Origin of the sequence: Streptosporangium sandarakinum (assembly GCF_050942225.1) — a bacterium.
In the GTDB taxonomy this organism is placed as follows: domain Bacteria; phylum Actinomycetota; class Actinomycetes; order Streptosporangiales; family Streptosporangiaceae; genus Streptosporangium; species Streptosporangium nondiastaticum.
In genome coordinates this window covers 770,345-783,496 of sequence record NZ_CP192034.1, presented here as the reverse complement: position 1 = coordinate 783,496, position 13,152 = coordinate 770,345, and the positions used below count along the sequence as shown (strand labels likewise).

Annotated in this window: 11 protein-coding genes; 5 read left to right on the top strand and 6 right to left on the bottom strand. The window is 73.4% G+C overall.

Annotated elements, in window-relative coordinates; translation table 11 throughout:
* Positions 1–3: 3 nt before the first annotated feature.
* Both ACQP10_RS03780 and ACQP10_RS03775 read right to left on the bottom strand, forming a co-directional pair.
* Positions 4–987 carry a BtrH N-terminal domain-containing protein gene (locus ACQP10_RS03780; RefSeq protein WP_346017725.1) on the bottom strand — a complete coding sequence of 328 codons (984 nt, stop codon included), beginning with the start codon at positions 985–987 and terminating at the stop codon, positions 4–6.
* A gap of 130 nt (positions 988–1,117) precedes the next feature.
* Positions 1,118–3,934 (bottom strand): BTAD domain-containing putative transcriptional regulator, encoded by a 2,817-nt coding sequence (locus ACQP10_RS03775; RefSeq protein ID WP_433540886.1) that lies wholly within the window; start codon positions 3,932–3,934, stop codon positions 1,118–1,120.
* Positions 3,935–4,086: 152 nt separating this feature from the next.
* Here ACQP10_RS03775 and ACQP10_RS03770 point away from each other — a divergent pair, with 152 nt between their 5' ends.
* Together ACQP10_RS03770 and ACQP10_RS03765 are read left to right on the top strand one after the other, a co-directional pair.
* Positions 4,087–4,539, top strand: a complete 453-nt coding sequence (locus tag ACQP10_RS03770; RefSeq protein WP_346017727.1) for a carboxymuconolactone decarboxylase family protein — start codon at positions 4,087–4,089, stop codon at positions 4,537–4,539.
* 81 nt (positions 4,540–4,620) lie between these two features.
* Positions 4,621–4,911, top strand: a complete 291-nt coding sequence (locus tag ACQP10_RS03765; RefSeq protein ID WP_346017728.1) for a hypothetical protein — start codon at positions 4,621–4,623, stop codon at positions 4,909–4,911.
* Positions 4,912–5,067: 156 nt separating this feature from the next.
* Here ACQP10_RS03765 and ACQP10_RS03760 read toward each other — a convergent pair whose 3' ends face one another.
* Positions 5,068–5,412, bottom strand: coding sequence for a MerR family transcriptional regulator (locus ACQP10_RS03760; RefSeq protein WP_433540885.1), 345 nt, complete (start codon positions 5,410–5,412; stop codon positions 5,068–5,070).
* A 118-nt stretch (positions 5,413–5,530) separates the two neighbouring features.
* Between ACQP10_RS03760 and ACQP10_RS03755 the strand changes: the two genes are divergently transcribed.
* Positions 5,531–6,334, top strand: coding sequence for an aminotransferase class IV family protein (locus ACQP10_RS03755; protein WP_433540884.1), 804 nt, complete (start codon positions 5,531–5,533; stop codon positions 6,332–6,334).
* Positions 6,335–6,528: 194 nt separating this feature from the next.
* On the opposite strand, the gene ACQP10_RS03750 is transcribed toward ACQP10_RS03755, so the two are convergent.
* Genes ACQP10_RS03750 through ACQP10_RS03740 form a run of 3 tightly spaced genes read right to left on the bottom strand, consistent with a single transcriptional unit; the run spans position 6,529 to position 10,254 of the window.
* Positions 6,529–6,927 carry a PIN domain-containing protein gene (locus ACQP10_RS03750; RefSeq protein ID WP_346017730.1) on the bottom strand — a complete coding sequence of 133 codons (399 nt, stop codon included), beginning with the start codon at positions 6,925–6,927 and terminating at the stop codon, positions 6,529–6,531.
* Positions 6,924–7,259: a hypothetical protein gene (locus ACQP10_RS03745; RefSeq protein ID WP_346017731.1), complete on the bottom strand. Its 336-nt coding sequence runs from the start codon at positions 7,257–7,259 to the stop codon at positions 6,924–6,926. Before ACQP10_RS03745 ends, ACQP10_RS03750 begins: the two co-directional genes overlap by 4 nt.
* 52 nt (positions 7,260–7,311) lie before the next feature.
* Positions 7,312–10,254 carry an AfsR/SARP family transcriptional regulator gene (locus ACQP10_RS03740; protein ID WP_433540883.1) on the bottom strand — a complete coding sequence of 981 codons (2,943 nt, stop codon included), beginning with the start codon at positions 10,252–10,254 and terminating at the stop codon, positions 7,312–7,314.
* 374 nt (positions 10,255–10,628) lie between these two features.
* On the opposite strand from ACQP10_RS03740, the gene ACQP10_RS03735 reads away from it, so the two are divergent.
* Complete coding sequence (locus ACQP10_RS03735; RefSeq protein ID WP_433540882.1) at positions 10,629–11,729, top strand: ThiF family adenylyltransferase; 1,101 nt, start codon at positions 10,629–10,631, stop codon at positions 11,727–11,729.
* Positions 11,726–13,075 (top strand): hypothetical protein, encoded by a 1,350-nt coding sequence (locus ACQP10_RS03730; RefSeq protein WP_346017734.1) that lies wholly within the window; start codon positions 11,726–11,728, stop codon positions 13,073–13,075. The genes ACQP10_RS03735 and ACQP10_RS03730 overlap by 4 nt, the downstream gene beginning before the upstream one ends.
* Positions 13,076–13,152: the final 77 nt, after the last annotated feature.

Below are 13,152 nucleotides of genomic sequence, written 5' to 3'. Positions count from 1 at the left end.
GGGCTACAGCCGGCGCAGCACCCGCATGGCGTCGCTCTCGATGCGCGAGAGGTCGCGGAGAATGACGCCGGCCCGTTCGAGGTGCCCCGCGTCGCCGCTCTCCCCGGCCTTCGTGATCAGGTCGGCCACGTCCGTCCACAGGGTGGCGGCCTCGGCGTACAGCCTGTGACCGCTGCGGAGGCCGCTGTCGTCGATCAACCGGGCGCATTCGCCGAGGAAGTCGCGATAGAGGGCGCGGAACAGGGCGCCGCCGGTGCCGGCCTCCTCCATGAGGACGGCCGCCTGCGGCAGGTCCCGCCGCGGATCACCGGCGCGCAGCAGCCATCCGGGCACCCGCTCGGCGGCCTTCCCGATGCCCCGGTGGCCGAGGTTCGCGATGGGAGCGGACAGGAAGGCGTCGGCGCAGTCCCTGATGGCGGGGATGATCTGGTCCTGCCAGCGGGGCGGGTGCTCCGGCAGGGTGATGGTGAAGGATCGGTTCCTGGCGGTCATCGGGCCGCGTTCGGCCCGCGCCATGGCCAGGCCGGCCCTGCCGGCGCGCACCGCCCCTCCCTGCTGTTCGGTGTCCACCAGGTGGACGTCGTGCTCGTCGTAGCCGTACATGGCGACCACATGGCCGCCGAAGTGCACCTTGGACCGGAAGTACTCCAGGTGATAGCAGTCGAGCTGAAGACCGACCGGCCGGCCGGCGTCGATGGGGGCGACCACGTTCTCCCACGCCTTTCGCGGTGAGGTGGTCTCCTTGACCAGCAGTGTCAGCCCCAGCCTGGCGGTCAGGTTCCTGGTGAGCTCGAAAGGCCTGACGCGGCCTCCGAGGAAGGGGAACGCCATGCCCTTGCCGTCCCAGTAGACGAAGGACAGGCCCGAGCCCAGCCCGAACAGCATGGGCTCGGACAGATCGAGTCCCTCGTGCCGCAGCAGCACCCCCAGCGTCGTCGTCTCGCAGTGCTGCGTGCCGCGGACCTCGACGTCCTTCACGATGGTCATACGTCGCTCTCCTCACAACCGGGCGACCAGCGCGTGCCCGTTTCCTCCCTGGCCGGCCACCAGGATCATCGGAGACACCTTGACGCCTCCCACAGGGGGAGAGTCCAACCGCGGCGGAGCGCTCACGGCCTCACTGGGTGAGGACGTCCTGCCGTACGGGCTCTCCGGCATGCTCCTGAAGCTCTCCGGCGTGCTCCAGGAAGGCTCGGACCTCCTCGGCCTCCGGAACGCGGAGCTCGCCGTAGAGGCCGAGAGCCAGCCGGCCGTGCTCGCGGGCCCGCGCCGGGTGCCCGAGCGCGAGGTGGGCGCGTGCCAGGCCGTCGTGGGCACGCGCCTGCTCCGGCCGGTTGCGCGTCAGGCAGGCGAGCGCGAGCGCGGTCGTGTGCTCCTCGACCGCCCGGGCCGGATCGTCCGCCGCCTCGGCGAGCCCGTTGAGCGCGGCCGCCTCGCCGGCGGTGTCGCCGAGCCCGCGGTAGAGGGCGGCGGCCTGCTCATGGCGGGTGCGCGCCAGGTCGGGTTCGTCCTGGTGCCGGAGGACGACGCCGAGGTGGTCGAGGGTCATCGCCTCCCCCGCCGGGTTGCCGACCTTGCGGTGGAGGGCCAGCGCCAGGTCGAGATGGCGCCGGGCCTCCTCCGGACGGCCGGCCCGGTCGAGGACGAGGGCGAGGATGCCGAGCACGTGGGCCTCGCCCCAGGTGTCGGCGCCGATCCGGGTGAGGTCGAGCGCCTGCCTGAGATGCCGTTCCGCCTGCGCGTCCTGCCGCCGGCGCAGGGCCACGTTGCCCAGCGTGAGCAGCGCCCGAGCCCGTTCGGCGGTCTCCTCGCACGCGTCGAGGGCCTGGTGCGCGTGCTCCTCCGCCCGCTCGTACTCGCCGAGCCGCCAGTGGGTCCACGCCAGGTCGGTGAGCGCTCGCGCCTCGAACTCGCGGCGGCCGAGCATGCGGCTGCGCCGGAGCGACAGGGTGTGGAGGGTGAGCGCGTCGTCGTGGTGCGCCTGCCGGTCCAGGTAGGGGCGCATCGCCAGGGCCAGCATGCCCAGGCAGATCTCGGGCCCGTGGACGGCGGTCGCGATGATGTTGGAACGCTCGGCGTCGAGCCAGGCGATCGCCTCCGCGGCGTCGCGGACGGGCGCGACCGGGGTGTCCGGCCGGGGGATGCCCTCCCGCTCGCCGAGGCTGTCGGGGAAGAGCCGGTCCATCGCCGCGCGGGAGCGGTGCAGGTAGTAGGTGAGCAGCCGCAGGACGGCGCCGTCGTCCTCGGCGATCGAGCGCGCGTGCTCGCGGAGCAGGTCGTGGAAGGTGTACCGGCCCGGTTCGAGCTGCAGGAGCATGTGGGCGTCGAGGAGACCTTCGAGGAGCTCCTCCGCCTCGTCCTCCGGGATCCCCGCCAGCGCGGCCGCGCCGCAGGCGTCGATGTCGCGGCCGGGTACCAGCCCGAGCAGGCGGAACATGCGCCGCTCGGCCTCGTCCAGTTGCTCGTAGGAGATGGTGAAGGCCGCCGACACCCCGTCCAGGAGCCGGCGGTGCTCCCGCAGCCGGCCCGCCAGGTAGGACACGGTCCAGCGCGGGCGGTGCTGGAGACGGGCGGCCGAGATCCGGATGGCGAGCGGGAGGCGCCCGCACAGCCGCAGCACCTCGCGTACGGCGTCCGGCTCGTGGCGGGCGCGTTCGCCCACGATCCGCTCGAACAGCCCGGCGGCGTCCTCCTCGCCCAGCACGTCCACCGAGAGCGCCTGGGCGCCGTCCAGGTCGACGAGCCGCCGCCTGCTGGTGACCAGGACGAGGGTGTCGGAGTGCCCCGGCAGCAGGGGGCGCACGTGCTCGGCGTCGAAGGCGTTGTCCAGTACGGCGAGCACCCGGCGGCCGGCCAGTTCGGCGCGCCAGAGGGCGCCCCGCTCGGCCGGCGTGACCGGGATGCGGTCGGCGGGCACCCCGAGCTGGCGGAGGAGGGCCTCCAGCGCGGCGGCGGCGTCGAGCGGCTCCCGGCCCGCGGTGTGGGCATGCAGGTCGATGAAGAGCCGGCCGTCCGGATAGCGGGCGGCCAGCCGGTGGGCCGCGTGGACGGCGAGCGTGGTCTTGCCGATCCCGGCCATGCCGTCGATCGTGACGACCGCCGGCCCGGCCCGTTCTCCCACGAGCCGTTCCAGCTCGGCGGCCCGCCCGGAGAAGTCGGGGATGTCATAGGGCAGGAAGGTGGAGCGGCGCGGCGGCCCGGGAACGGCCGGAGCCGCGCCGGCCGGCCGCAGGGCCGGGTCGTCCGCCAGGACCGCCCGCTCCAGCTCGATGAAGGCGTGCCCGGGGTCGAGGCCCTGCTCGTCCGCGAGGGCCGTACGGTAGGAGCGCGCCGCGGCGAGGGCGTCGGCCTGCCGTCCCGCCCGATGCAGGGCCAGGACGAGGTGACCGTTGAGCCTCTCGCGGAGCGGGTCGGCGGCCACCTGGGCGGCGAGCCCGTCGAGCAGACCGTCGTGCCGTCCGGCGGCGAGCTCGCCCTCCACCAGGCGTTCGTAGGCCGAAAGGCGCCGGTCGTTCCAGAGCTCCCGGGCGCCGTCGACGTAGTGCGCGTGCACGTCCTCCAGCGCCTCGCCGCTCCACAGGTCCAGGGCCTCGCGCAGCGCACCGGCGGCCACCAGCTCGGTGAACTCCTGCGCGTCGACCTGTCCGGGTTCCGGCCGCGCGACGTAGCCGCCGGCACGCGTCTCAAGCAGATCCGCGGCTCCCGCGCCGCGCAGCGCCCTGCGGATCGCGGTGATCGAGGCGTGGATCTGCGACCGGGCGGTGTCGGGCCGGTCGTGGCCCCACATCGCGTCGATCAGCCGCTCGATGCCGATCACCCGGCCGGCGTTGAGCAGGAGGTAGGCCAGCACCGCGCGGTGACGCGGGGCGATGCCGGTCAGGGGCTCACCGTCGAGGATCACCTGGACGGGGCCGAGAAGAGTGAATCGCAACATCGTCCCCCCATGATCACCGCATCGTGCGCGCATCGCGAATGTATCAACTCGGGCAGGCACTCTGATCTCACACGAACCGAGACGGTCTCCCACAAAGGAGACGGTCTCCCGCGAACCGCGGATCCCACCCGAACCAAGACGGAGGAAACACGATGGAAGCCCGGATGAAGAACCCCGCCACGATCATCCCCGCCGCGATGAAGCCGATCATGGAACTGATGCAGGCCGCCCAGTCGCAGGGGCTCCCGAAGGAGCTCATGGAGATGATCCACCTGCGGGTCAGCCAGATCAACGGCTGCAGCTTCTGCGTCGACGCCGGTTACAAGAACCTGCGCAAGCTCGGTGCGAGCGACGAGCGCGTCGGCCTGGTGTCCGCCTGGCGCGAGGCCCCGTACTACACCGACGCCGAGCGGGCCGCGCTGGAGCTGGCGGAGGCGTCGACCCGGCTGGCCGACCGCGCCGACGGCGTCCCCGACGACGTCTGGAACAACGCCGCCGACCACTTCGACGAGCGGCAGCTCGCCTCGATCCTGCTGATGACCGCCGTCACCAACCTCTTCAACCGCCTGAACGCCCCGATCCGGCAGGTCGCCGGCAGCTGGTGAACCCCGGCCCCGCGCACGGGAGACACCGGCACCGGCGGGTCCCCTCCACCGAACCACCCCTCACGTACAGGAGACACCGGCATGTCCGCCGTCCGCTCGCACCGCTACTCCGTCGCCGACACCGACCTGGAGGAGTTCCTGGCCCGCCGGAACTCGCTGATCGCGACCATCCGGGAGGGACATCCCGGGCTCGTCCGCACCGTGCTGGTCCGGCTTGAGGACGGCACCTACACCGACACCTGGCACTGGGAGACCGCCGAGCAGATGGGCGCCGCGTTCGCCGCGCTGCCCACCTTCCCTGAGGCGCCGCTGACCATGGCCCTCACCGGGGACGCCACCGCCCTGAACGGCCGGGTCATCGACGAGCGCTGACACCGCACGGCCCTCGCCGGGCCCTCGCCGTCCGGTGCCGGGACACCGCTCACGCGGCCGTCCCGGCGCCCGGGGCGCCGCCGGGATCCGGCCGTTCGTCCGCCGCGAATCATCTTGATTCCGAGAGAGGAGGCGCCGGCCGTACGGCTTCACGGCTCAGGGTCGCGTCAGAAAGTCCGCGAGGGCGCCGCGGTTGCGTCGAAGGACCTCGATGCGCTCGTCCATGGCCGCCAGCTCCCCGTTCAGGACGTCCCACAGCTCCGCGCACCAGTCGAAGTCCGGGCGCTCACCCCGTGCGCACGGCAGCACGACACGGATCACCTCGGTGGTCAGGCCGGCCTTCAGCAGGGCGCGGATCTGCCGCACCGTGACCACGGAGTCCTCGTCGTAGTGGCGGTAGCCGTTCGGCCCGCGCCCGGCCTCGATCAGCCCCTGCGTCTCGTAGTAGCGCAGCAACCGGGTGCTCACCCCGGTGCGCCGGGACAGCTCCCCGATCAGCATGCGGCCCGCCTCCGAATTTGACCTTCACATTGATGCGAAGCCCTAACGTCGCCTCGTGGACGGGCATTCCAGACGGACCGTCCGCGATCCGTTTCGTTTCGCACTGCTGGAGCGTCACATGTCGTCTTTCGTTGTCCACCGTGACGGCCGTACGGCGAGCGCCGGGGACCTGGCGCCGCTGGCCTTCGCGGGCTACGCCCACTTCACCGCCATGCAGGTGCGCGGCGGCCGGGTACGGGGCCTCGACCTGCACCTGGAACGGCTGCGCTCCGCCTCGGTGACGCTGTTCGGTCAGGCGCTGCCCGACGACCGGGTGCGGGCGTGCCTGCGAGCGGCGACGCAGGCAGGCCCGGCCGACCATTCGCTGACGGCCACGGTGTACTCCCCCACGGGCGAGTTCACGGTGGCAGGGGCCGATGCGCGGCTCGAACTGCTGGTGCGCACCGGACCGGCCGCGTCCGGCCCCCGGGGCCCGCTCGCACTGGCGACGGTCGAGCACGAACGGTTCCTCCCTACCGTGAAGCACGTCGGCGAGGTGGCCAAGACGTACCTCCTCCGCCAGGCCGTCGAGCAGGGCTTCGACGACGCCGCCTTCGTCGACCGCCGGGGCCGGCTCAGCGAGGCGACGATCTGGAACCTGGCCTTCTGGGACGGCACCGCGGTGGTGTGGCCCGAGGCCGGGATTCTGGCCGGGGTCACGATGGGCATCGTCCGCCGGCGACTGGACAGCCTCGGCGTGCCCCAGCGCGTCCGGGAGGTCACGCCCGCCGACCTTCCGGCGCTGGCGGGAGCCGTGGTCATGAACTCGTGGACTCCGGGGGTGGCGGTGCGCAGGATCGGCTCCGTGTCCCTGCCCGAGGCGCCGTCCTTCGTGGAACTGCTGCACCGGGCCTACGAGGCCGAACCGCTCGTCTCACCGTGAGAATCCGTCCGGCCGTCTTCCCGGGCCGGGAGGCACGGCGAGGAAGGGGTGACGCCCTTCCGGCACCCTACTTTGCCGCCCACGATGAGGATTCTCATGGCCGGACCGTAATGGAACACCCAGCCTGGAACCCGGCCGTTCGCTGCCGTCGATCCATGCTTCCGCGCCACCACCACGATGACGCTGGATCAGCGTCAGGCCTTCTCGATCCGCACTCGTGGGTGCCCGGCGGTGAGCAGTTCGATGTCCTCCACGTCGGAGGTCAGGATCGTCACCCGGCCCGGATGCTGCAGTGCGGTCGCGCACAGCATGGCGTCGATGGCGTACTTGTGGCCGTGCAATCCCGCGGTGCGTAGCAGGGTGGTGGCGGAGTACGCGACCGCCTGGGTGACCGGCTCCACACGCAACCGGGACAGCGTCCACTTCAGCGCGGCATCACTGATCTTCGGGTGGATCGCCTCGACGAGCACCGCGGCCGAGGTGACGACCGGCAGGTCCGCGTCACGAGCCGCCGTCAGCCACTCGTGGATCTCCCGGTCACGCTGTACGGCCTTCGCCAGGCCCTCGCTGTCCAGGACCAGGGCACCGCTCACGCGGCCGCTCCGGCGTCCGAAGTGCCACCGGTGAGCCGGATGCGTTTGGCCGTCACCGCCTCCGGATCGGCCGGGCCGTGCGTCCGTTCGAAATCAGCGATCAGTTCGTCCAGGTTGTCCCGCTCGATCTGCCGCTGAGCCGCCTTCTCCAGGTACGCCGAGACACCCCGCTTGCCGACCCGATCACGGATCGCCTGCAGGGTGCCGGCGGTCAAGGTGACGGAGATCCCGTTGGTGGGACCGTCACCGGGAGGAAACTCCACATCGTCAGCCATGACTCCAAGTATGGCATTGGAAATGCTATAGAGCGGGATGCGGCGGACGGTTTTCATGCAGGGGATGGGCCGGTCTCAATGCGTGCTGAAGGCGCAAGGGCTCTGAGCCTCAGGAGACTTGGGCCGGTGGTTCGTCCGGTTCGTTGAGGCGGCTGATCCGGGCGCGGAGCGCGTCGGCGTCGCCGGGGGCCAGTTCGGCGACGAGGTCGAGGGCGCGACGCAGGGTCTCTCCGCCCTCGCTCAGCCGTCCGGCGGCCAGCTGGGCCTCGCCCAGCCGCCGCAGGGTGCGGGCGCCGAGCGCGCGTTTCCCGCCCCGGCGCCAGGCCAGTGACCGGCGGTAGTAGTCGATCGCCTGCTCGTACCGGCCGAGCAGGTGGTGGATGTGGCCCAGGCTGTCGAGCGTGGCCGACTCGCCGGGTTTGTCGTCCAGCTCACGGTGGACGGCCAGCGCCTCCTCGCAGTGGCGCAGCGCCTCCTCGTACGCCCCGAGCTGCGCGTGGAACCAGCCGATGTTGTTCAGGACCCGGCCCTCGCCCGCCCGGTCGCCGGCCGTCCGGTACAGCCGCAGCGCCCGCTCGCTCATGGCCAGCCCCTCCGCGTACCGGCCGTGGCGGTCCTCCACGACGCTGAGGTAGATGAGGCAGAGTGCCTGCCCGGCGGGGTCGCCGAGCCCGCCGAACAGGTCGAGCGCCTCCCGCAGGTGGGACGCGCTCGCCTCGTCCTGGCCCAGCCGGATGAGGGCCTGGGCGAGCCCGACGCGGGCGTGGGCCTGCGCGGCCGGGTCGTCCAGCCGGGCCGCCGCCTCCAGTGCGATGTGGTGCATGGCCGCCTGGTCGTCGGAGCGGCCCTCCTGGGACAGGAAGCCCCAGCAGGCGCCGGCCAGCTGCCAGGCGTGCGCGTCGAACCCGGAGCGCGCGGCGTGCCGGATCATGGCGAGCAGCGTCCGGTGCTCGCGGCCGAACCACGCCAGGCTCTGCGCGCGGTCGGTGATGCGGGCCAGGACCACGCCGGGCCGCGGTGGCGCCGGGGCCAGCGGCACACGGTGGTACAGGTCGAGGAGCCGGTCGCCGAGGCGGGCGCTGTGCAGGTAGTGGTCGAGCAGCCGGTGCAGCGCCTCGCGGCGCTCGGCCTCCGAGTCGTGCAGGCGGGTCAGCTCCTCGGCGTAGACCCGCAGCAGGTCGTGCCAGCCGTACCGGCCCGGGGAGCGCTCCGCCGCCAGGTTGGCCCGGGTCAGCTCGGTGAGCAGGTGGTGGGCCCGCCGTACGGGTATCCCGGCCAGGCCGGCCGCGGCGACGGTGGAGATCTCGGGCGCCGGTGACAGGCCGCACAGCCGGAACAGCCGGGCGGCGTCCGGGCTGAGCGCGCGGTAGGACCAGGAGAACACGGTGCGCATGTTCGTCACCGCGTCGCCGCCGTCGAAGACGTCGAGGCCGTCGGCGCCCTCTCCATCACCCCCGTCGGCGGCCACGGCGGTGCCGTCGGCGCCGCACCCGTCCTCGGCCGCGTCGGCGGCGAGTCCCGAGATGAGCGTGCGGAGCGGGAACGCCGGGCGGGCGTGGGCGCGGGCGGCCACGATGGCCAGGGCCAGCGGCAGCCCGGCGCACCGGGAGACGATGTCGTCGACCGCCTTCGGCTCGGCGCCCACCTTGTCCACGCCGAGCCGCCGTGTCAGGAGCTCGCGGGAGTGGGCCGGGGAGAACAGTCCCAGCGACAGCGTGCGGGCGCCCTCCGCGGCGACCAGGCCGGTCAGCTCGGCGCGGCTGGTGATCAGCGCCAGGCAGCCGGGCGCGTTGGGCAGCAGCGGCCGGACCTGGTCCGAGTCGAGGGCGTTGTCGAGCAGGATCAGCATGCGCCGCTCCGCCAGCAGGCTTCGGTAGAGCCCGACCCGCGCCTCCAGCGTGGCGGGTATCAACTGCGACGGCACCTGCAGGGCGTCCAGGAACAGCCGCACCGCATCGGCCGGCGTCCGGGCGATGTCGGTGGGACCGAATCCCTGGAGGTTCACGTAGAGCTGGCCGTCGGGGAAGCGGTCGCGCGCCCGGTGCGCCCAGTGCACGGCCAGGGTGGTCTTGCCGACGCCGCCGGTGCCGGTGATGACGCAGGGCGCCATCACGTGCGCCGTGGGCGGGGAGCCCGCGGGCGGGAGCGTCAGGCGGTCCAGGGCGGCCAGCTCCTCCTCCCGTGCGGTGAACAGCTCGGTGTCCGGGGGGAGGTGCCGCGGTACGGCGAGCGTGGCCGTGCCGGTCCCCGACGCGGCGGTGGCCGCCGCGTCGAGCGTGCCCTCCCGGCCGGTGGTCGCCGCCCCGGCCGTCCCCTCCCGGTCGGCGAAGACCGGTCCGGCCGCCTCGTCCCGGCCGGTGAGGATCGCCCGGTGCAGCCGTTGCAGTTCCTCGCCGGGTTCGATGCCCAGGTCCTCGGCGAAGCGGCGCCTGACGCGGCGGAAGACGGCCAGCGCCTCGCTCCGGCGGTCGCCGCGCAGCAGCGCGGTCATCAGCAGGGACACCAGCCGTTCCCGCAGCGGGTCCTCGCCGACCAGGACCGCCAGCTCCGCCGCGACCTCCCGGTGCCGCCCCCGCCGCAGGTCGAGCGCGGCCCGCCGCTCCAGCGCCGCCAGCCGCTCCTCCTCCAGGCCGGGCACGACGGCGTCGGGCAGCCACCGGCCCGCGACGTCCGCCAGGGGCGCGCCCTGCCACAGCGCCAGCCCCTCGCTCAGCAGCCCGGCGGCGCGTTCCGGCTCCGTCTCGCCGCCGGCCTCGCGCACCAGCCTGCGGAAGCGGTGCAGGTCGACGCGGTCGCGCTCCACCGTCAGGCAGTAGCCGCGCGCCGAGGTGTCAAGGGCCGCCGCGGGGAACGGGGCCAGCAGCCGGCGGAGCCGGGAGATGTGCCCCTGCACGGCGTTGCGGGAGGACCCGGGCGGCTCGCCGCCCCACAGCGCGGTCTCCAGCCGGGCCACGGGCACCGGCCGTCCCGGTTCGAGCAGCAGCGTCGCCAGCACGGTCCGCTGCTGCGCGGTGGACGGGCCCAGCCGCCGCCCGGCGTCCCACACCCCCACGGGTCCCAGCAGACGGAAGTCAACGCCCTCCGCGGTCACTCGTCCCTGCCTCCAGCCCCCGAACGCCTCGGTGAGTGTCCCTCATGATCACCGCTTGGCAGCCTAACCCCCGGTTCAGCGGAAAATCAGTGCCATTTCAGCACCGGGCCGCACTCTGGTCACAAGCGGCACTTCAGCCGCACAACCTCGTGAGGAGGCAGCCATGGAGATCAAGGTCAAGAAGGTCGAGTCCGTCAAGGCGACCCAGAACCCCGCCACCTGAGGCGCTGACGTCGCCTGACGATTTCTCCCGCGGGGAGGGAGACGAGAAGCCTCTCGTACGCGCCGCAGCCCTCCCCGCGGGACCCTGGACGCGTGCCGGCGCGGGAGACACGATGCGTGTGGCGTTGAAGGAATGCGAGTGGGAGACGGTCGGCGAGGATCTCATCGTGGTCTTCGACGCTCGCGAGGCGACGACCCTGAGCGACCCAGACGGGCAGGTGGCCGCGCTCCTTGAGGAGTTGCGCCGGGCCCCGCGGACCGCGGCCGAGCTGAGCGCCGCCCTCGGCGGGCGCGGGTTCCGCCTCTCGGAGGAGGACGTCGGCCGGGGCCTGCGCGGACTCGACTCCCTGGGCCTGGTCGAGGACGCCGACGGCAGGACCCTCGGCGACCCGGACGAGGACGAGCGGCACTTCTCCAACCTCAGCTTCTACGGCACCCACGCCGCCCTGGACCGCCGCCGCGCCGGGTTCCTCCGGTCGATGCGCGAGGCCCACGTCCTGGTGCTCGGCGTCGGCGGGGGCGGCTCCTCCCTGGTGCAGTGCCTGGCCGGCCTCGGCGTCGGCGAGATGACACTGGTCGACCAGGACCGCGTCGAACCCCGTAACTTCGCCCGGCAGTTCCTCTACCACCACGCGGACATCGGCCTGTCGAAGGCCGAACGCGCGGCCGCGTGGGTGCGCGACTACGACCCGGGCATCAAGGTGAACGCCGTCGACCGCTGGGTCTCCGCCCCCGAGGACCTCGCCGACCTGGTGCCGGACGTCGACCTGATCGCGGGCGGCCTCGACGGTCATCCGCACGCCAACCTCTGGGCGAACGAGGCCGCGGTCCGGGCCGGCGTCCCCTACGTCCTGGGGGGCGCCAACCGCTCCCAGCTGATGTACCTCTCCGTGGACCCGGGCCGTACGGCCTGCCTGGCCTGCGACTACGCGGACCGGCCCGCCGAGGACGGCCCGGAGGGGGTCGCCTACCGGATCGCCGAGAACATGAAGCTGAGCAACCCGCTCACCGGGCCGATGGCGATGCAGGTCGGCTCGCTGCTCGCCTTCGAGGCGCAGCGGTACCTCACCGGTTACGAGCCGCCCCGCGCGGCCGGGTTCCGCGTCACCCTCGACCTGCGGCAGGGACTGGTGCCGGAGTGGCAGCCGCTGCCGAAGAACCCGGAGTGCCCGGTCTGCCGCCTGGCGCCGCCGCGCGGGGACGAGACCCGATGACCGCCTCCGAACCGGTGACGGCCCTGGGGGCGGCTCCGGGACCGGCGACCGTAACGGAGCCGGAGACCGCGCCCGAGCGGGTGAGCGGCCCCGGAGCGGCGGCCGTCGGCGGTTCCGCCACGGTCAGGCTCAGGCCGCTCAGCGTCGTTCCCGAGGGCGAGGACGAGGTCCTGGTGGGCGACCCGGCCACCGGGACGTTCGTGACGATCCCGGCGGTCGGCGGGGTGGTGATCGCCGCTCTCCAGCGCGGCGCGAGCGTCGACGAGGCGGCGGCCGAGGCCGAGGAGTTCGCCGGCCAGCCGGTCAACGTGCCGTCGTTCGTGGCCACCCTCGGGGAACTCGGCTTCCTGGCCGGGGACGACGGCGACGAGGATTCAGGGGACGGCGCCGCGTCGGAGCCCGTCCGCACCGCGCCCATCCAGGCCCGCCGCTGGATGACCGGCATCCGCCCGGAGACGGTGCGCCCCTTCTTCGGCCCCGTTGCCTGGGCCTGCTACGCCGCCTGCCTGCTGTACGCGCTGGGCGTCTTCGCCCTCCGCCCCGGCCTGCTCCCCGATCCGGCCGAGGACGCCTTCCCCTTCGACGACACCGGGCTGAGCGCGCTGGCCTGGCTCCCCTTCGTGTGGTTCGCGGCGGCCAGCCACGAGTGCGGCCACTGGCTCGGCGCGCGGGCCCTCGGCATCCAGACCCGCTTCGGCGTCGACCGCCGCATGTGGATGCTCGTCTTCGAGACGGACCTCACCCAGCTGTGGACGCTCCCGCGCCGCCGCCGGTACGGCCCGCTGCTGGCGGGCCTGGCCGTGGACTCCGTGCTGCTCGCCGTACTGCTCACCGGACGGCTGCTGATCGACACCGGCCGCTGGGCGGCCCCGGAGCTGGTCGGGTCGCTGCTGGCCGCCTGGGTGTTCATCAAGGTCATGCAGATGCTCTGGCAGAGCCTGGTCTTCCTCCGCACCGACCTCTACGCGGTGCTGGTCAACGCCCTGGGCTGCCGCAACCTGTGGCGGGTGAAGTCGCTGATGCTGCGGCGGGCCTTCGGGAGGCTGACGGCGGAGGAGGCCGGGGAGCTGGCGGAGGCGACCGAGACCGACCTGCGGGTCGGACGCTGGTTCCGCTGGGTGTGGCTGGCGGGGTTCGTCGGCGTGGTCGTCTGGTTCTGCCTCCTGCTGCTGCCGGTCTTCGCGGAGGTCCTGCGCTGGGCGGCCGACGGGCTGGCCGACGGCCCCCTGTCCGCCGGGTTCTGGTACCGGCTGCTCTGCGCGGGCCTGCTGCTGGGCCCGGAGACCCTGGCCCTGTCGCTGGCGGTCAAGGAGTACGCGGGACGGCTCGCCGCCCGGCGGGCCTGAGCTCCGCGGAGGCTCGTCGCCCGGCGGAGCCGGTCTCCGCGGGACGGTTCGCCGGCCGGTGCCGTACCTCCCCCGGC

Coding starts and splice junctions, on each gene's coding strand:
- ACQP10_RS03780 (WP_346017725.1), bottom strand. CDS start 987: ATGACCATCGTGAAGGACGTCGAGGTCCGCGGCACGCAGCACTGCGAG.
- ACQP10_RS03775 (WP_433540886.1), bottom strand. CDS start 3,934: ATGTTGCGATTCACTCTTCTCGGCCCCGTCCAGGTGATCCTCGACGGT.
- ACQP10_RS03770 (WP_346017727.1), top strand. CDS start 4,087: ATGGAAGCCCGGATGAAGAACCCCGCCACGATCATCCCCGCCGCGATG.
- ACQP10_RS03765 (WP_346017728.1), top strand. CDS start 4,621: ATGTCCGCCGTCCGCTCGCACCGCTACTCCGTCGCCGACACCGACCTG.
- ACQP10_RS03760 (WP_433540885.1), bottom strand. CDS start 5,412: ATGCTGATCGGGGAGCTGTCCCGGCGCACCGGGGTGAGCACCCGGTTG.
- ACQP10_RS03755 (WP_433540884.1), top strand. CDS start 5,531: ATGTCGTCTTTCGTTGTCCACCGTGACGGCCGTACGGCGAGCGCCGGG.
- ACQP10_RS03745 (WP_346017731.1), bottom strand. CDS start 7,259: ATGAAAACCGTCCGCCGCATCCCGCTCTATAGCATTTCCAATGCCATA.
- ACQP10_RS03735 (WP_433540882.1), top strand. CDS start 10,629: ATGCGTGTGGCGTTGAAGGAATGCGAGTGGGAGACGGTCGGCGAGGAT.
- ACQP10_RS03730 (WP_346017734.1), top strand. CDS start 11,726: ATGACCGCCTCCGAACCGGTGACGGCCCTGGGGGCGGCTCCGGGACCG.